Origin of the sequence: Micromonospora sp. NPDC047465, from assembly GCF_040643125.1 — a bacterium.
Lineage (GTDB): Bacteria > Actinomycetota > Actinomycetes > Mycobacteriales > Micromonosporaceae > Micromonospora.
The window spans coordinates 14627-33745 of the sequence record NZ_JBEYTP010000032.1 but is presented as its reverse complement, the minus strand read 5'-3'; the positions used below and the strand labels follow the sequence as shown (position 1 = coordinate 33745).

Sequence of the window (19119 nt, the reverse complement as noted above, 5' to 3'; positions counted from 1 at the left end):
CTGGGCCCGCACCGCCATCCGACGGTGCGGGCCCAGCCCGTTGTGCCAGAGGTACGCCGGTCGCGCGGGGCCCCCGGCGAGTGCGTTCCGGTGGGACCGGCTTGGAAGGTTGACCTCCTCCCCACAGCGAAAGCCGGGGGGATTCCCGAGGCTGAGGCGCTTTCACGTCGGCGCTGTGACGTCACCTCAATCAACGACCGATGAGGTTGTTCTTCGGGCGGAGCGTGCGGCGGTGAGACGGGCCTCGTCGCGTCGTGCCTCGCTCAGCCGTAGTGCCGTTACGCAGCTGTCGGGCAAGGGGCCCGCCCCGCCGGACGGCGGGACGAGCCCCTTGCTGGTCGGTCCGTCAGGCCTTGTCGGGCCGTTCGGTGACGCGGATGGCGTTGACCAGCGATTTACCGCTGGTCGCCACGAACCGTACGTTGAGCACACCGTCGGTCACGGTGACCGTGTAGGTCCGGGTGACCGCCGCGTAGGCACCGGCCTCGTACGCGATGTCGAGGGACGGCAGTACCTCGACGTCCTCGGCGAGGACGTCGAAGACCCGCTGGCCCGGCTTGCTGCTCGCCACCTCGGCGAAGTCCAGCTCCACCGTGTAGACGCCGTTGGGCACGTTGTCGAACCGGTATTCGTACATGCCCTCACGCGCGTTCTGGAAGAGCGCCGGGTCATCGGTGCCGCTGATGGCCCGAGTCGTGGACTTGGTGCTCGACGTGCCCTGGTAGCCGAAGGAGCCCGCGGTGTACTTCTGGTCCTGCTGCCAGGTGTCGCCGAGGGTGTCCACGACGCCGTCGCCCGAGGCGCCCGCGTCGAGCGCCGCCTGGTAGCGCGGCACAACAACCTTCACCGGAACGCTGATCACCGGTGCCCGGCCGCTGTCGGAGTTCACCTGCACCGTGGCGGTGAGCACCTGGCCCGCTGGGTACCCGGCCGTGTCGACCGAGAGCTTGCCGGTGGCCTTCGCGCCCGTGGCCAGGTCGCCGCCGGTCAGGCTGACCGCCAGCCACGGGGCATCCTCGACGACGGTGTACGCGGTCGGGAAGCCCGAGTTGGACAGCTCGAACGCGCGGCTGCGCTGCTGGCCGACGGGCACCACGATCTCGTAAGCGTCATTGGCGACCGCCACCTTGCCGGTCTTGAGCGCCTCGGACACCGTCGCGACGCCGCCCGACTCGAGCGTCACCGCCTGCTCGAAGGGCTGGTACGCCAGGGCGGTGAGCTTGACCGAGGTCGCACCGGACGGCGCCTGGACCAGGTATGAGCCGTCCGGCCTGGTGGTGGCGGTCACCGCCGTGTCACCCGTGCCCACGGTGACCGTCGCCCCCGCGACGGCCTCACCGTCGTTGGCGTCGAGCACCGCGCCCCGCACCACGCCGGTCTTGCTGGTCCGGAAGTCGATGCTGAAGCCGTCGGAGAGCGCGCCGGCCGTGTTGTAGGAGTACTGGAACGCATCGGTGCCCGTGGCGTTCTCCAGGCCGATGGTGGCGCTGGAGCCGGACTCGAGGCCGGTGCTGGCGATGTCCTTGTAATGGTAGGAGATCTTGCCGTTCTCGCCGATGACGATGGAGAAGGAGAACCTCTCGGATTGGGCCGACCAGTGGGCGACGTTCCGCCACTCGACGACGAACGCGCGGTGCGGGGTGGTGCCGATGACGCCGGTGTAGACGCCCGCGGTGCTCGCGTTCACGATCAGGTCGTCCCAGAACGGGTAGAGCGCGGCGTTGGGCGTGGTGGTGCGGGGAATGGTGTTGTTGGCGCTCGAGGTCGAGTTCGAGCCGAAGGTCACCACGCCGTTCGTGGTTATCCAACCGGAGGTGTAGGTCGCGCCGTACAGCGGGACCGGGAAGGGCAGGGTGACCGCCAGGCTCGCCGTGTCGCCGGTGAGGGTCGTCTTGTCCGTGCCCGCGACGTAGTCGCTGCCCTTGGCCGCCGCGCACGCGTACCCGAAGGTGTCGAGGCGGTCCGGAAGGGCGATGTTCACCGTCGTGTCGGCGGCCAGCTCGACGTGCACGGTACCCGCTGCGGCACATGCGGACGAGGACGTGGCACCCAGGTCGTACGCCCCGAGCGGCAGGGTCACCTCGTAGTGGCCCTGGGCGTCCGCAGTGGCGGTGACCGGGGTGTCCTTCACGGTGATCGCCGCGCCCGCAGCGGGGCCGGCGTGGGACGTGACCGTTCCCGAGACCTTCGCCGACGGCGCCTGCTCCAGCGCGAAGTTCCGGGTGGCGGTCTGCCCCTGTGTGATCGTGACAGCGCCGGTGCCCGAGCGGTAGCCGAACTTGGTGACCGTGAGCGTGTAGTCGCCGACGGAGAGCACGGGCAGCGCGAACGTGCCGTCGGCCGCGGTGTTGAGGGTGCGGTCCATCGGTCCGTCCACGAGCACCTTCGCCCCGGCGACCGCCGCGCCATCCGAGGTGACCGTGCCGTTGAGCGCTCCGGTAGCGCCGCGCGGCGTGGCGGAGACCGCCGCGAACGCGTCGAGCCGGCCCTCACCGAAGACGTTGTTGTCGGCCGCGGTGCCGCCGCAGGTGGTGTTGTCCACGTCGGTGGCGGTCTGGTCGAGCAGCGCCTCGGTCTGTGCCACGTCGCCCTGGGTGGCGGGGGACGCCGACCACATCAGCGCGACCGTGGCCGCGGTGTGCGGGGAGGCCATCGACGTGCCGGAGATCGCGTTGTATCCGCCGCTCATCCAGCTGGAACGCACGTTGACGCCCGGCGCCGCGAGGTTCGGCTTGATCGTCCCGTTCTCGCCGGTGCCCCGGGCGGAGAAGCTGGCAATGGCGTTGTTGATGTCGAACGCGCCGGAGCTGTAGCTGCTCACGTACGAACCCGGCGAACCGCTGGTGTTGCAGCTCGGTCCCGCGTTGCCGTTGGAGAACGCCGGGAAGATGCCGGCGGTCCGCCAGGCGGCAACCACGTCCAGGTACCACGGGTCGTAGACGTTGGCGCCCCAGGAGTTGTTCACCACGTCGGGGGCCAGGTCGGGGCGCGGGTTGGCGCCGGTCAGATCCGTGGGCGCGACGATCCACTGCCCGGAGGCGAGCAGCGAGGCGCGGCTGCAGGAGCTGGATTCGCAGCCCTTGGCAGCGATCCACTTGGCACCGGGCGCGACGCCGACCTTGTTGGTGCCACCGTCGTCGCCGACCATCGTGCCCATGGTGTGGGTGCCGTGGCCGTTGTTGTCGCACGGCGCGGCACCGGAACACACGTCGGCCGGGTCGAACCAGTTGTAGTTGTGGTTGTAGGTGCCGTCGGCGTTGAGGCCGCGGTACTGGTTCTTGACCGCCGGGTGGTCGTACTGGACACCGGTGTCGATGTTGGCGACCACGATGCCCTCACCGCGCACCCCGAGCTCGTTCCAGACCCGGGGAGCGTTGATCCGGTCGACGTTCCACTCGATCGCGTCAACCGTGGGCTCGGTCTCGCCCGCGATTGGCCTGTCGATCGTGATCTCGTCGTCCGCCGTGATCCGCGCGACCTCGGGTAGCTCAGCCAGCTTCCCGACAAGCTCCGCACCGCCGACCGCCTGGAGAGAGTTGTCGATCCAGAAGGAGGTGTAGTCGGCTCCCGCCGACTCCAGCACCTTCACCACGTTGGCCTGGGACGTCGTGGCCTGCTGCTGCTTCGCCGCCAGGACGGCCGCCGCCTTCTCAGTCTTCGTCCGGGCCTTCGTCGCCACCTGCAGGTCGGCGTCGCGGTCGAACTCGATCCAGAAGCTGACCTTTTCCTCCGTCTGGAGCTGTCCGAGCAGTTCGGATTCCGCCTTCTGCTCGACCGCGGTCTCGTCCGTGACCGGCCGGGCAAGTGCGGTGCCGCCGGCGAGCGGCAACAGCGCGAGTGAGGCCAGGGCCGCGATGGCCACGTGCAGCGGTTTTCTTTGTCTTGACACGAGGTCTCCTTCTCGGGTACGGCGGGAGTCGCCCGCTGTGGGGTGCAGGAAACGGGATACGGCTCGCCGCCCGTGCCAGCGGCTTATTCATCGAGCCATCTGCAAGCTTCGATGAAGCGCTGAGCGTGATCAAGCGATGACAATGGCTTATGAATGCCATGGCAGAGATACGCCAGTGCGGCAGAGCCAGGTGCCGAGCAAGGCGCTCCAGTCGGCCGGGGCCACGGCCACGGGGCGCCGCTGGACCGCATTCGCCTGCTGTTCGTCAGCCGGGCACGGCGCGGGCGACCGCCGCGAGCAGCAGGAGCGAGGCGAGGAAGGGACTACCCAGCTACGTCGATCCGAGTGGATTCCGAGGGTGCCCCATTCCGACGGTAATGGTTTGGTAACTGCCGTCTTCTAGGGTTCGCCGCGCCAGATCGCCCAGCCCCGAGGTGGCCCATGCATCCGGTCCATGCCGTCGTCGACGCCTGCGGCGAACCCTGGGTTGCGTGGCTGGCCTCAGGCTGCCGCCGCTTCGCTCCGGTCGCTGATGGCGGTCGTGTCCCCTGCTGCCGAGCTTCCACAGAAGGCCCGCACAAGGCGTTGCGGCGAGCTGTCTCGGCAGCCATGAAGGGGGAGAGACGGTGTTCCAGGCGCTGGGGCTGACGGAGCCGGAAACCCGGTTGTACACCCTGCTGATACGGACCGAGCCATGCTGGGAAGACTCGGTGGCGGCGCTACTCGGGGTGCCCCCGGAACAGGCTTCGGCGGCCGTGGACGGCCTGGCCGCCAAGGGCCTGCTGACTCGCGCCGACGGAAATCGCACCCGGCTGATCGTGTCACCGCCCGACATCGCGGGAGAGGTGCTGCTGTTGCGGCGGATGCAGGAACTGCACACTGCCCGTGCGGCTATGGGACGCCTGACGGACGAGTACCGCACCGCGTCCTGGCCAGACGACGTACGGACGCTGGTGGAGGCGACTCCAGAGGCAGCAGTGGCACAGCGTGTCGAGCAGATTCAGCGCACAGCGCGCCACGAGGTGTTGATCCTCGATGTGCCGCCCTATCTGACGCCACCGGCGCCGGACCGGGGCGTCACGAACAACACCGAACTCCAGCGGCTGGCGGAGGGCGTGCGCTATCGGACGGTGTACGACCGGCGAGCGATCGAGGGGGATGGCGGTCTGACCCGGGTCTCCCGCTACATGGCGGCGGGTGAGGAGGCCCGCATCGCCCACCGGGTGCCGCTCAAGGCGATGATCGTGGACCGCGAGCTGGCGATCGTCCCTGCGGTCGCGCGCGAAACGGGACGCGCGGCTGGTTCGGCCCTGATCCATCCAAGCCCGCTCCTGGACGGACTGATCGAACTGTTCGAGCTGATCTGGTCGCGGGCACTGCCCATCGGAGCCTCGGGCGTGCCGCACACGGAAGCGCCCGCACTCGACGGGGAGGACCGTCAGCTGCTCACCCTCCTGCTCAGCGGCCTCACCGATGCGGTGATCGCCCGTCAGCTCGGCATTGGACAGCGGACCGTGCTGCGACGCGTACGCAAGCTGATGGACCGGGCGGGGGCGGTGACTCGCATGCAACTGGCGTGGTACGCCGCATGGCACGGCTGGATCGGACCGGTGACAACCAACGATCGGCGGACGACCCCCAAGCACCGGTGAACTGGTCGTACCTGGTGCGCCGCTTGGCTCAGGCGAGGCCAACGGTTGCGCGAGGGCCCGCCGCGAGGCCGGTTGACACCCGCAGGCGGCCCGGGCCGGGCAAACCCGGGCTGCCACGGGTGGGTGCCGGGCGGTCTGGGACGCCCGGCACCCGGTCGGCTGGAGAGGTCAGGGCGCCCGGACCCCGTACGCCCGGAGGATGGTCTGCCGCACCGTGTTGCCGACGGCGTCGGCGGCCGTGGCCCGGAGCGAGACGAAGCCGTCCGTCCGCGGGTTCTTCACCTTGGCAGTGCCGTCCTCGACCTCGACCGGCGTCCAGGTGGTCCCGTCGTCGTAGGAGACCTCCAGGCCGGTGAGGGTGGTCGGGGACGGGGCCGCGCCGGGGCTGCGCTGCACGGTCACGGTCAGCTCCGAGGTGCTGGCGGCGACCGCCGAGTTGCTCATGTCCAGGCCCTTGACCTCGGCGCGGACCCCGAGCAGCGGCAGGACCGTCAGCTCGTTCGACGCCGCGGAGCGGAAGGTCCACTCGCACTCGACCCGGGTGGAGAGCCCGGCGTACGGCCGGTTGCGGGTGAGCACCCCGTGCAGCGTGTAGACGCCCTCGTCGGCCGGCACCACCGTGCCGGACTGGTACCACCCGACGGCGTTCCATCGCTTGATCAGCTGGCCGTCCCGGGACAGGTCGAGGAAGCCCTCGGCGCCCCAGTCGACGCCGGTCTCACCCTCGTTGCCGCTGATCAGCCACTGCACCCCGTTCCAGTTGTGCAGGCCCATGTCGTTGCCCAGCCGGGCCAGCGCGTCCAGGCCCATGTTGGGGCCGAGCACGGCGCCGTTCCAGACCAGCCGGTTGTCCTGCCCCGGCCCGTAGGTGCGGGGCGTGATCTCGGCCGGCATCCGGCCCGCGACCCGGATCCGGTCGTTCCACGCGCCCGGGGTGCGCCAGTCGACCACCTTCGACGGGAACGCCACCGGCTGGTCGAAGATCGCCATCGGGTGCCCGTCGGCCGGGGTTGCGCCGCTGTCCCCGCCCGACGGAGCGCCCTGCGCCCGGTAGTCCACGGTTACCCGGGCCAGGCCCTCCCGGCCGGTCCGGTACGACAGGTCCGCCGGCACGCCGCCCGTCCGCTTGTCGACCACGTGGTAGAAGAATGGGCTCGGCGCCGTCGACGACGCGCCCTTGCGGGCGAACGTGGCGTGCGCCCGGTAGGAGACGGCTGGGTCGGCCACGGGGGCCACGTACAGCGTGCCGAAGTCGACCGCCCGGCCGACCGTCGCGCTGACCTCGCGCGTCCCGTCGGTGACCGGCAGCGATACGCCCGCGACCAGGGAGACGCCCTCGGCCTCGGTGTCGTCCACCCGGACGTCGACCGGGTTGGCGGTCCGCGCGTCCAGGGTCACCGTCCGGTCCGCGTCCACGGTCACCGGGACGACGACCAGGCTGGTGCTGCGCGGGGCGGAGGTGCCGATGCCCTGCACTGCCCAGTACTGGCCCTCCGGCACGGTCTGGGTGGCGGTGCCGCCGGAGAGATTGAGGAAGTACGTGGCCTCGTTGTAGCGGTCGATGAGCTGCACCGTGCCCTTGGCCGGCTGGCCGGCGCGGTCGATCGCAGTGGCGGTCAGCCGCCACGACGGTACCGGGGTGTGGTCGCCGAGGAGGCTGCGTACCGAGACGGCGCCGTCGGCGGTGGCCGCGGTGAGTACGGCGGCCTGCGTGCCGCGCGGCATCACGTCGTGGACCGTCACGGTGACCGACGCGGTGCCGTGCGCGGGCACCGTGACGCTCTGCTGGTCGAGGGTGAACATGGCCGGGTTGCCGGGCTGCCCGCCGGGCGAGGACGGGGTGTCCACGGTCAGGCCCAGGGTGACGGCGGTGTCGCCGTCGTTGCGGTAGGTCAGCTCATGGCTCTTCTCGGTCCCCGGCTGGCGTCCCCAGCCGGCGACGGCGGTGAGGTTGGCCGGGGAGACGGTGACCGGCTGGCCGACCGCTCGCGCCACGTCCACCCGCCCGGTGCCCTGCTGGTACGGGTTCAGGCCGGCGTTCGGCGTGGCCGCGCCGAGCAGGGCCGCCTTGAGCTGCGCCCCGGTCCAGGTCGGGAAGCGCTGGGCCAGCAGCGCGGCGGCGCCGGCGACGTGCGGGGTGGCCATCGAGGTGCCGCTCATCGCGACCGAGCCGCCGCCGAGCCGGGCGGCGACGATGCCCACGCCGGGCGCGGTGATCTCCGGCTTGACCGCGTGATCACCGATCCGGGAGCCCCTGCTGGAGAAGTACGCGAGCTTGTCGGAGCGGTCGACCGCGCCGACCGACAGCGCCGCGTCGGCGGTGCCGGGACTCTCGACCGTGGACACGCCGTTCTCGCCGGAGTTGCCGGCGGCCACCACGAAGAGCGCGCCGGTCTGCGCGGAAAGTTCGTTGATCGCCTGCTCCAGCGGGTTGCCCCCCGGCTCGTCCGGGCCGCCGATGCTCATGTTCACGACCTTGGCGCCCGCGGTGGTCACCGCCCACTCCATGCCGGCCAGCGTCGCCGAGTCCGGGCAGCTTCCGCCGGCGGTGCAGATCTTTCCGACCACCAGTCGGGCGTCCGGTGCGACGCCGCGCAGCGTGCCGTCGGTCGTGCCGCCGATGGTGGACAGGACGTGGGTGCCGTGGCCGTGGTCGTCCTCGGCGCTGCCGACCCCGGTGAAGTCCTGCGCCATGGCCACCCTGCCGGCCAGCATCGGGTGGTCCGAGTCGTAGCCGCTGTCCAGCATGGCCACGGTGACGCCCTTGCCGGTCGAGCCGGACTGCCAGGCGGTGGGCGCGCCGATCTGCGGCACGCTGTGGTCGAGTGTCACCCGGGTCCGCCCGTCCAGCCACACCCGGCTGACCTCGCTGCGCATCCGCCCGCCGGCGGTGAGCTGCCGCCAGAGCGCCTTCCGTTCCGCCTTCCCGGTCCGCATGGCGGTCATCCGCAGCCGGGTGAGGTCCCGGGTCACCCGGGCGGCGGGGAGCAGCCGGCCGAGGGCCGGTGCGGCCGTCCCCCGCGGGTGCTCGACGATCAGTGGCAGGTCCGCCTGGTGGGCGTCGTCGTAGCCATATTCGACGAGCCGGTCCACGTCGAAGAAACGGGCGTCGAGTGCGCCGTCGGCGACCAGGGGCAGCGCGTCGGACGGGAAGACGGAGATGTCCCCGGGACCGTCCGAGCGGGTGGTGAAGGTGATGTCCTCCCGTCCCTCGCCGGCCTGCGGCGCCACGGAGAGCACCCCGGTCGGGCCGGTGGTGACGGTCAGCGTGTCCCCGGTGACCAGGGTGAGGGTGACGGTGCGGGCGGCGCCGCCGGCGGTGACGCCGGCCGGTGGTGACGCCGTGGTCGAGGCGGCGGCCGGTACGCCGCCGAGGGTGAGCGGGAGGACAACGGCCAGCGCGGCCGCCACCCTCCGGGTCCGGTGTGGCAACAGTTCTCCCTGGTGTCGAGGGCTAGGAGGATCGGATGACGCACGCCTGGCGGGCCGGTTCCGGTCACCCCGGGCCGGGGTCCGTCCGGACGCCGCCGGTGTCGATCCGGAAGCCCGGGCCACCGTCGACGGTGGTCACCTCCCACACCGGGTAGCCGTGCCGCGCGCACCATTCGGTTACGGCGACGCGTACCCCGGGGTCGTCGGTGACCAGGTCGATGATTCCGCCGGCGGGAAGCTGCCGGGTTCGCGCTGCGAGCACGGCGGCGACCCGGGCCCACGGCTCGCCACCCGCGTCGACGACGACGGCGGCGGCGGGTGGGTGATCAGCGGGCATCGGGATCCTCGATGGTCGTCCGGGCGGCCGGTCGGGACCGACGGGCCGTGGGTCGACGGGACGCTAGGAGGCGGCCGTTACCGCGGCATTACCGGCCTCGCCGTCGGCGTGGGCCAGCTCCGCGCGGAGCGCCCCGGCGCGGGTCAGGTCGCGCCGGGCCACCGCGCCGCCGGCTACCACCGCGGCCCGCGCCTCCAGCAGCCGGACCAGCCCGTACGGGTACGGCATAGCCTCGGCCCGCTCCACGCTGGCGCCCAGCACGTCGAGCGCCTCGTCGGCCCGGCCGAGCGCGGTCAGCGCCAAACCGTGCACCCGGCCCGCCTCGATCCCGGCGACCCGGTCGGCACCCTCCCGTACCGCGGCGGCGACCTGTCGGGCCGTCTCGGCGTCCCCGGCCACCAGGTGCGCCCAGGCCCGGATCGGGGCGGCGCCCGCCGTCTCCACCTCCGCCAGCAGGGCGAGCGCCGCCAACGGGTCACCGCGCCGGACCGCGATCTCCGCCAGCCCGGTCCGGGCGTCGGAGAGGGCCTGCCGGTCGCCGGTGGCGGCGGCCAGGTCCTGGCACTCCGCCAGGCACGTCTCCGCACTCTCGAGGTCGTCCGTCCAGATCCGCAGCGTGCCGAGGTTGACCAGCGCGTACGGCAGGCACCACGGGGTGCCGAGCGGCCGGGCCAGAGTCGCGGCAGAGCGGAGCAGCCGAATGCCCGGCGCCCAGTCGCCGAGCAACAGATGCAGCCGGCCCAGGTTGCCCCGGCGGAAGGCGAGCAGCGCCGGATCGCCGGTGCGTACCGCCAGATCGAGCGCCCGCCGAGCGAACCGCCGCGCCTCGGCCAGCCGACCGTCCAGGCAGGCCAGCTCGCTGAGCTGCGCCGTGACCTTTCCGGCCACGTCCGGGTCGTCGGCCGCCTCGGCGAGCGGCAGCGCCGCCCGGGCGGCGGCGTCGGCCTCGGCGGTACGGTGCAGAAGGGCCAGGCAGACCGACCGGTTGACCAGCGCCCGAACCACCTCCCGGCGGCCGACCGGACGGGACCGGACGGATCCGTCCAGGTCGATGGTGCCGGCTGTGGGCGGTCCATCCGGGGCGGCATCAGGTGCGGACCCGCCGTCCAGGTCGACGTCGAGGCCGCGGGCCACCCGGAGCGCGGCGTCGGCGGCGGCGAGGCTGTCGGCATACCGCCCGGTGGCGAACCGGGTCAGCGCCTCGGCCAAGTGGTGGGCAGCCCGCGTCGCCGGGGCCACCCCCGGCTTGTCCAGCGGGGTGGCGGCCAGCAGCTCGCCCGCATCAAGCGGCCGTCCCGCACCGACCAGGACCTGGGCGAGAGCGGCCCCGGCGGCCACCACACGGTCCGCGCGGACGTCCGCGTCCGGCCGGGAACGCCACGCGGCCAGTGCCTCGGTCAGGACCCGTTCCGCCTCCGGGTAACGGGCCAGCCGGTGCAGCACCTCGCCCCAGGCCAGCCGCGCGTCGGCGGCGGACGGGTCGCCGGCGACGTCCAGCCGCTCCACCAACGAGGCGTAGTAGCCGGCGGCGCTGTCGTTGGCGTAGAGCAACGCCGCCCGGCGCGCGGCCCGCCACAGGTACGGCACGGCACGCGGGTCATCAGCCCGGGTCAGGTGGTACGCCAGCACGTCGACCGCGTCCGGCCGGTTCCGCAACACCGCGTCGGCGTACGCGCCGTGCAGCTGCCGCCGGACGACCGCGCGCAGCCGACGCGCAGAGGCCAGCCGGATCAGCGGGTGCCGGAACCCGTACCCGGGCACCCGCCGCCCCTCGACCAGCACCTCGCGTTCCTCCACGATCCCGGCGTCAATCGCCTCGGCCAGCGCAGCGACCGCCGCCGGGCGCGGCACCGGGGGCCAGAGTCCCTGCCCGGCCACCTCGAAAACCTCCGTCAGCGGCGCGTCCCCACCGGCAACGGCGAGCGCCTCGACCACCCGACGGGCCGAAACGGTCAACCGGCCCAGCCGGGCATTGACGAGCTGCCGGACGGCGACCGGCACCCCGGCCTCACCGACGCCTTCCTCGGCGCCGGCCGGGGCCAGATCACCCTGACGGAGCGGGCTGGCCAGCTCGATCGCGAAGAGCGGATTGCCCAGCGACAGCGCGTACACCCGGGCCAGCTCGGGCTCGGCGAGCGGACAGCCCGCCGCCTCGGTCACCAGCCGGTCGCAGTCGGCGCGGCTGAGCCGCATCAGCTCGATTCGTTGGGCAAGACCGTGCCGCTGGACGGCCTCCAGGGTGCGGCGCCGCCCGTCGTCCGCCGGCAGGTCCTCGTCCCGCCACGTGGCGAGGAACCGCCACGGCCGGTCACCGACCGAACGGGCCAGATTGTGCAGAAGCTGCGCCGAGCCGGCGTCAGCAGCGTGCAGGTCGTCCAGAACCACCAGCAGCGGCCGGGCGGAAAGATCAGTCAGCAGCGCGGCGACCGCCGCGAAAATCCGGCCGCGCTCCTGCTCAGCGTCACCCGTTGCGGGCGGGACCAACCCGAGGCTGGGCAACAAGGCGGCCAGCTCTGGATATTGCGCGCCGACCGCAGCCCGCTCGCCGGGTGGCCGGTCGGCAAGGTAACCGTCGAGCGCCTCGACCCAGGCCCCGTACGGTGTGTGCCCCTCGGCCTCGTGCCCCGCGCCCCAGAGCACCAGGGAACCGGCCGCGGCGTGCCGGCGGGCCGCCTCGGTCACCAGCCGGGTCTTGCCGACACCGGCCTCACCGCTGATCAGCACGACCGGGGCAGCGGCCGGCTGGTCCGGCCCGAGCAACGACAGGGCGTGTTCCCGGCCGGCCAGGGCAAGCCGTCCGGGCCGCCGCGCCTGGGCCGGCAACCGCGGGGCGGGCGCGGTCGCCGGCGCCGTCGCCGAATCGGCGAGGGCCCGCCGGTACAGCCGCTCGACCACGGGCCCCGGCCGAGCGCCGAGTTCGGCCGCGAGCAGCTCGCGGCAGCGGTGGTACTGCCGGACCGCGTTGCGTCGCTGGCCGAGCGCCAGGTACGCGCGGATCAGGGCGGCGTGCGCGTCCTCGGCGGTGGGGTCCTGCTCGAGCATCGGCATCAGGAGGTCCACGGCTTGTTGCGGCAGGCCCGCCGCGCAACTCGCGTCGGCCAGTGCGAGCGCCACCCGGTGCCGGCGTACCGCGAGTGCCTCCCGGCTGGCGGCGATCCAGGTGGCGTACCTGTCCTCGGGCAGCAGTTCGGCGGCGAGTCCGGCGTGCGCCTGCTCCAGCAGCTCCAGCGGGGCGGGCGTGGCGGCCAACGCCGTGCCGGCCAACGCGAGCGCCTCGTCGAGGTCGACCGAAACCAGGGTGGGGCACAGGACGATCAGGTCCCCCTCGGTGAGCAGATACGACGAGGGGGTACGCGGCGCCAGCTCCGGCTCGAGCGCGTGCCGAGCGGTGTGCAGCGCGACTCGCAGGTTCCGGACGGCGGCGTCCGGTTCGGCGTCGGGCCAGCACACGTCCATGGCCTCGTCGCGGTGCAGCCGGTGGCCGGGAGAGACGGCGAGGAGCTTGACGAGCGTCCGGGCGCTCGGCCGCCGCCAGCGCTCCAGCGGGGGCAGATCGCCGGGGCGCTCGGCTCGGAAACCGCCCAGCAGGTACAACCGCAGCGACGGCGTACCAAGATCCATGGGCGGGACCCTAGCCGACACCTACGGCCAGCCGGAATGGTTTGACGTGCGGAAATCGAACCAGTGGAAACGGAACGGCCACCCGATCGATGATCGTGTGATCGACTGTCTTCCCAACTTGACATCCTCCCCGTCCTAGAGGACGGGGATTCCCTGGGTCGCCCCAGGGGTTTCCTGCTTCATCGTCGACCGCCCTGTCCGGGAGGGTTCCCGTTGAGGTCTTACACCGGCTCCACAGGCAGTCACCGCCAGCCCGGCGGTCAGGATGTTGCGTGCCGCGTTGATGTCGCGGTCGTGGGTGGTGCCGCATCGGCACGTCCACGTCCGCACGTTCAGCGGCATGTTCTGCGTGACGGCTGCGCAGGTCGAGCACGTCTTGGACGATGGGTACCAGCGGTCGATCACGACCAGGTTCCGGCCGTACCAGGCGCACTTGTAGGTGAGCTGTTCGCGGAACTGGTGCCAGGCCGCGTCGCTGATGGCGCGGGCCAGACGATGGTTTTTGACCATGTTGCGTACGGTCAGGTCCTCGATCACGAGCGTTTGGTTGTCGCGCACGAGTCGAGTGGTGAGCTTGTGCAGGTGATCACGCCTGCGATCACCGATACGAGCGTGGATACGGGCCACCCTCAGCCGGGGTTTGGCCCGGTTGTGGGAGCCCTTCTCCTTGCGGGCCAGCTCTCGCTGGGCGCGGGCCAACCGGGCCCGGTCGGCCCGTTCGTGCCGGGGATTGGCGATCTTCTCCCCGGTGGACAGGGTGAGCAGATGGGCGAGGCCGGCATCGATACCGACCGAGCTGTCAGTGACCGGGAGAGCTGCGACCTGGTCGGCGCAGAGCAGGGACACGAACCAGCGGCCGGCCGAGTCACGGGACACGGTCACGGTCGACGGGGACTGCCCCTCGGGCAGCGACCTCGACCAGACGATGTGCAACGGCTCGGTCATCTTCGCCAGGGTGAGCTGGCCGTCCCTCCACCGGAACGCGCTGGCAGTGAACTCGGCCGAAGCCCGCGACGTGCGCTTGGACTTGAAACGCGGGTAGCCGGCGCGCTTGTCCCAGAACGCCACGAACGCGCCCTGCAAATGCCGCAGCGTCTGTTGCAGCGGAACGGAGGACACCTCGTTTAGAAACGCCAGCTCGTCGGTCTTCTTCCACGCGGTCAACATCGCGCTGGTCGCGTGGTAGTCGACCCGTTCCCGCCGCTGGCACCACGCCTCCGTCCGCGCGTGCAGGGCCAGGTTGTAGACCTTACGCACACACCCGAACGTCCGACCCAACAGCTCCGCCTGCTGCGAAGTCGGATTGAAGCGGAACTTGTACGCCCGCTTCACCCGTGAGGCCACGTCCACAACATAGCTCGATTGTTCGGAACCGATCCTGCGGGGGTCGCGCGGGACGCCTGTCCGCCTTGACGGCGAGCCGGCTGTCCCTGACCTGCTTGGCAGGAGGTTCCGTTTCCTCCCCGGCCTGAAGGCCGGGGTATCCACGGGGTGCAGCAGCGGGAGCAGGTACTGCACGGACCACGCGAGCGCCGTGGGGGTCGGTGCCCGGTCGGCGCTGCGCGAGTAGCCGCCCCAGCTCGGGGCGGGTCAGCGTGCGGCCGGCCAGGATCGCCCGGGCGTCGGCGACGAGCTCGGCAAGGTCGGCGCCGGCTGTTCGCCGACCGAACGCGTTGCGTTGCACCCGGGCCAGCAGCGGGCTCAGGATCGGCCGTAGCCACCGGAAGTCGCGGGCGCTGACCAGGTGCTGGGTGGCGCGCAGCAGGCCCGGGCGCACTAGGCGGCCGTGCTCGATCGCGGTGGTGAGGTCGGCGAGCGTGAACCCGGCCAGCCGCGAATCCGCCGGAACTCGCCGACGCGACCCGCGCCCTCGGTGACCGCTGCCGCCGCGCCACCTGACCGCGCCGCCCAGCGGTGTGCCGGCGACCCGCGCGGCGCGGACAGTGGATGGTTCGGTGCCTCGGCTCCCGGCGGAGCGACATCGATTCGGGCCGGTTGTGCCGGGTTGTCGCTCCCGGTCGTCGGCCTGCCGCCGGACAACCCGAACGGATCCTTGACGGCCCTTTACAGCGTCATTAAGGTCCGGGCCGTAATGACCCAGACGAACGGAGCCGCCATGCCCCTCAGCCGTCGTTCGCTCCTCACGAGCAGTGCCCTTACTGGTGCCGCATTGGCAGTTGGCCACGGGGCGGTGACCGGCCCGGCCATGGCTCAGGGCGACCAGGAACTCACTCCCACGAGTTTCGGTCCGGCCTCTTTGACCGCCGCCGTCCGGGGTGCCGCCGTCATCGGCGACAGCGTCTTCATCACCTCCCGGTTCAACACGCCCGAGGGGAAGATGCGGCTGGGCGAGTTCGACGTCAACACCGGCGAGATGCGCAGCATCGACGACCTCACCATCCCGAGCAACGGCGGGCAGAAGCTCGCCGCCGACGGCCGCTACGTCTACATCGGCCCCGCCGGCAGCGCATACGTCTACCGGTTCGACCCGCAGACCAAGGAGCTGGCGGCCTGGGCCCGCGCCGGGGGCAGCACCACCTGGTACTACGACATGGTCGTGCACGGCGAGCACCTCTACATCGGCACGTACCCGGACTGCACCGTCAAGCGGATCCGCCTCGCCGACGCGACGATCGAGACGTACGGCCGCATCTCCACCTCCCAGTACGCGGCGGCCGTGGCGGTCGACGACGAGTACGTCTACGGCGGGTCGGCCGCGCCCGGCACGCTGCTGGCCTGGCCGAGGGACGGCGGCGCGCCCACCAACCTGACCCCGCACCTGAGCGCCTCCCCGGTCGGCATCCTCGACATGACGGTCTCCGACGGCGTCGTCTACGTGGCCAGCGGCCGGCAGCTGATCTCCTTCCACCGCGACGGCTCCAACCGGGTCTCCCGCGACATCCCCGCCGAGGACCGCTACGTCGACCAGGTCACCGTCGGCAGCGACGGCAAGGTGTACGCGCTGACCCGACTCACCACCAACCTGTACGAGGTCACCGCCGACGGCCTGGTGAAGGTCGGCCAGCCCCTCGCCGACGTGGAGAACGCGCTCCTGGCCCCGCTGCCCGGCGGCGCGCTGCTCGGCGTCAGCGGGCTGGGGCACGTGTGGAAGACGACGCCGGGCGCCACGGCCAGCGTGTGGCAGACCGCCACCCGCGGCTTCGGCTACCCGGAGACCATCCAGTCGATGATGCGGCACACCCGGGGCACGATCTGGGTCGGCGGCCACTACGCGATGACGGTGCACCGCACCGAGGCCGGCACCAACGACCGGTTCGACATCAACGGCGAGGTCAAGGCGATGGCCGAGGGCCAGGCCGGCGTGGTCTACGCGGGCCTGTACCCGAGCACCCAGATCGTGGCGGTCGACCCGGACAGCTACGAGATCAAGGTGCTGGGCCTGCTCGGCAACGAGCAGCTGCGCACCAAGCGCATCGTCGTGGACCGGCCGCGCAACCAGCTCATCGTGGCGTCCAGCCCGCAGACCACCAAGCACACCGGCGCGCTGACCTTCATCGACCTGGCCACCAACGCCTTCGACTCGCACCGCGAGTTCCTGCCCGAGCAGAGCGTCATGGACGTGGTGGTGCAGGGCACCACCGCCTACATCGCCGGGGACACCTACGGCGAGGGCACCACCGGCCCGATCCGCAAGGTCGCGCAGGTGGCGGCCGTCGACATCGTCACCCGCCAGCTGCTGTGGCGCGAGGAGATCAAGCCGGACTGGCAGTCGTACGAGAGCCTGCACGTGGTGGGCAACCTGCTCTACGCCATGGGCCGGCGGCCGCGCGGCGCCTGGTTCGCCTACGACCTGCACACCCGCACCATCGTGATGGAGGGCGACCTCGGCGGGTACGGGCAGTTCAACGGGGTCGACGGCCGGGTGTTCTCCTGGGTGCACTGGACCAACGACATCTGCGAGCTGCCGACCGTCCCGGGCGGCGCGGTGACCACGCTGTACGACAACGTGCCGCGCGGCTGGTACAACAACCCGGCGTTCCACTTCACCCCGGACGGCAAGTCGACCTGGGGCATGCACGGCACGGACCTGGCCCGCTTCCCGCTGCCCAAGAAGTAGTCCGAACTGGGCACGTAGACCGACCCGCCGCCGGACGCGACCCGGTAGGCGGTGCGATGATGGGCCCGCCGGATCACGGCGGGCCCATCCACCATAGGTGGCAGTCTGGACGGAGACCCGTTGCGGCACGAACGCCAGAACAGCGACCCGGCGCTACCGCACGTCCCGGACGGCGCCCGACACACCGACGCCCGCCAACGTGCCGCCGTTCGGCTCGAGCACGACTTCCCCTTCGACCCGAGCTACGGTCACCGCCTCGACCAGTTGCTCCGCATCCCGGCGCCAGCCGCACCCGCCGACTTCGACGAGTTCTGGCGCGCTCGATACGACGCCGCGCGGCGGGTCGCGACGGAGCCCACCATCGGTCCCCTGGAAGAGGAACGCGACGGCGTACGGATCTTCGGAGTGGCCTACTCGTCCGTGGGCGGCGTCCGCATCGGCGGATGGCTCGTGCTGCCTGCCGCGTCGGAGGGGCCGACCGCGACCGTCAGCGGCGTCGAGCACGGGTTCGTCATCGGCCACGGGTATGGCGGCCGTCAGGAACCGGGCCTCTCGGTACCACTGCCGTTGCCTCGGTCGGCGGCGATCCTTCCCTGCGTACGAGGCATGGGCGTGCGCAGCCTGCTGCCGGGCATACCCGACCACGCCGACGGGCACGTGCTGCACGGCATCGACTCGCGTGACCGGTACGTCATCGGAGACTGCGTCGCCGACCTGTGGTGCGCGGCGTCGGCGCTGCTGCAACTGGTGCCGAGTCTCGACCTGCCCGTTGGCCCGCGTCTGGGTTATGTCGGCGAGAGCTTCGGCGGCGGCATCGGTGCCCTGGCCCTCCCCTGGGACGACCGCTTCGCCGCGGCCCGGTTGACCGTGCCCACCTTCGGCAACCACCCGCTGCGGCTCACCCTGCCGTGTGTGGGCAGCGGTGAGTCCGTCCGCGCATACCACCGCGAACACCCTGGAGTGACGCAGGTCCTGCGGTACTTCGACGCCGCCACGGCCGCGACGAGGCTGCGCGTCCCGACACTGGTCGCGCCCGCCCTCTTCGACCCCGCCGTGCCTCCACCGGGCCAGTTCGCCGTGCACAACGGCCTGGCCGGGCCGCGCGAGCTACACGTGCTGACCGCCGGGCACTTCCCGCACGCCGACAGCCAGACCGAGTACGAGGAACTCGTCGCGGCGAGCCAGCGCTTCTTCGGACAGCACCTCGACGACGGCGCCGACGGGCCAGACGCGGGCGGCAGCGATCCGCAAGCTGAAGCGCGACTCGGCGCGAAAATGGTTGGGTAAGGCATTCTCCGGGCGCCGAATCTGATGTAGCCGCCGAGGACCCGCTCAGTGCATGCGCCCGCCGGATCGCCCGGACGGCGCCAGTTGCCTGGCGTGCTCCCGCAGCCTGGCCACCGGGTCGTATCCCGCACCGGTGGTGCTGGTCTCCAAGCCGGTCAGGCCGGACAGGTGGATATGGCCGCGGTCACTGCTGTCCCGGCGGGCATGATTGGGCTGCCACGAGTCGTGGTAACAGGGACCGCCGCCGTCTCGCTCGGGCTCCCAGTTCATGTACTTCAGCCAGCTGATCCCAGCCACCACCTTGCAGCGGTCGGCGAACAGTTGCGCGCCAAGCTGCTGGAGCGAGGGTAGACCGGAGGCGCCGGGCGGCATGATGTCGATCGCGTAGCCGATGCCGTACTGCGCGGGGTCGGGATATCCGGTCCGAGAGTACGGGGTGTGGTCCTGGGGCGGCTCGGCCTCAAGATGGCGCCGGTCGCCGATGTCATAGACGGTGTAACCGTAGCTACGCAGCACGTCCCGCAGATCGCACGCCGGCTGCATCAGCCTGAACGGGCAACCCCGCCTGATCCAATTCTCTCGGTCCTGCACTGACATGCTGGCTCCTCCGCCGGCGAGTGGCGACCTCATTCGTCGGAATGCGGGCGTCTTTGACCGCCGCCCGACAGCCGGCGCTTACCCGCTGGCGCGCGATCCATACGGCGCGGGGCGCTGTTACGTTGCCGGTGGTCAGGGCCGAGGCAGGCTTGGCGAGTAAAGGTATCGAGCCGTCGTCGCCCTTGATCGCCGCCGGGTCGGCGTTCACCGGGTTCCGTTCCCCGCC

9 protein-coding genes are annotated in these 19119 nt (G+C 71.7%); 3 read left to right on the top strand and 6 right to left on the bottom strand.

Annotated elements, in window-relative coordinates; all coding sequences use genetic code 11:
- Positions 1 to 346: 346 nt before the first annotated feature.
- The gene (locus tag ABZ793_RS25055) at positions 347 to 3889 is read right to left on the bottom strand and encodes a S8 family serine peptidase (RefSeq protein ID WP_357461594.1); all 3543 of its coding nucleotides are present in this window, start codon (positions 3887 to 3889) and stop codon (positions 347 to 349) included.
- A gap of 626 nt (positions 3890 to 4515) precedes the next feature.
- Between ABZ793_RS25055 and ABZ793_RS25050 the strand changes: the two genes are divergently transcribed.
- Entirely contained in the window at positions 4516 to 5541 is a 1026-nt protein-coding gene (locus ABZ793_RS25050) for a helix-turn-helix domain-containing protein (protein WP_357461591.1), read from the top strand.
- Between the two features lie 168 nt (positions 5542 to 5709).
- Here the strand turns inward: ABZ793_RS25050 and ABZ793_RS25045 are convergent, their stop codons facing one another.
- The 4 genes from ABZ793_RS25045 to ABZ793_RS25030 form a co-directional block, all read right to left on the bottom strand.
- On the bottom strand, positions 5710 to 8973 hold the full coding sequence (locus ABZ793_RS25045) for a S8 family serine peptidase (RefSeq protein ID WP_357461588.1): 3264 nt from the start codon (positions 8971 to 8973) through the stop codon (positions 5710 to 5712).
- A 64-nt stretch (positions 8974 to 9037) separates the two neighbouring features.
- Positions 9038 to 9310: a hypothetical protein gene (locus ABZ793_RS25040; protein WP_357461585.1), complete on the bottom strand. Its 273-nt coding sequence runs from the start codon at positions 9308 to 9310 to the stop codon at positions 9038 to 9040.
- Between the two features lie 63 nt (positions 9311 to 9373).
- A complete protein-coding gene (locus ABZ793_RS25035) occupies positions 9374 to 12931 on the bottom strand; it encodes an AAA family ATPase (protein WP_357461582.1) in 3558 nt (1185 codons plus the stop codon).
- Positions 12932 to 13066: 135 nt separating this feature from the next.
- A complete protein-coding gene (locus ABZ793_RS25030) occupies positions 13067 to 14275 on the bottom strand; it encodes an RNA-guided endonuclease TnpB family protein (RefSeq protein WP_357461579.1) in 1209 nt (402 codons plus the stop codon).
- Positions 14276 to 15188: 913 nt separating this feature from the next.
- On the opposite strand from ABZ793_RS25030, the gene ABZ793_RS25025 reads away from it, so the two are divergent.
- Both ABZ793_RS25025 and ABZ793_RS25020 read left to right on the top strand, forming a co-directional pair.
- Positions 15189 to 17009, top strand: coding sequence for a hypothetical protein (locus ABZ793_RS25025; RefSeq protein ID WP_357461577.1), 1821 nt, complete (start codon positions 15189 to 15191; stop codon positions 17007 to 17009).
- Between the two features lie 120 nt (positions 17010 to 17129).
- Positions 17130 to 18296 carry an acetylxylan esterase gene (locus ABZ793_RS25020; RefSeq protein WP_357461575.1) on the top strand — a complete coding sequence of 389 codons (1167 nt, stop codon included), beginning with the start codon at positions 17130 to 17132 and terminating at the stop codon, positions 18294 to 18296.
- Positions 18297 to 18341: 45 nt separating this feature from the next.
- Here ABZ793_RS25020 and ABZ793_RS25015 read toward each other — a convergent pair whose 3' ends face one another.
- Positions 18342 to 18893 carry a hypothetical protein gene (locus tag ABZ793_RS25015; protein ID WP_357461572.1) on the bottom strand — a complete coding sequence of 184 codons (552 nt, stop codon included), beginning with the start codon at positions 18891 to 18893 and terminating at the stop codon, positions 18342 to 18344.
- Between the last annotated feature and the right edge of the window lie 226 nt (positions 18894 to 19119).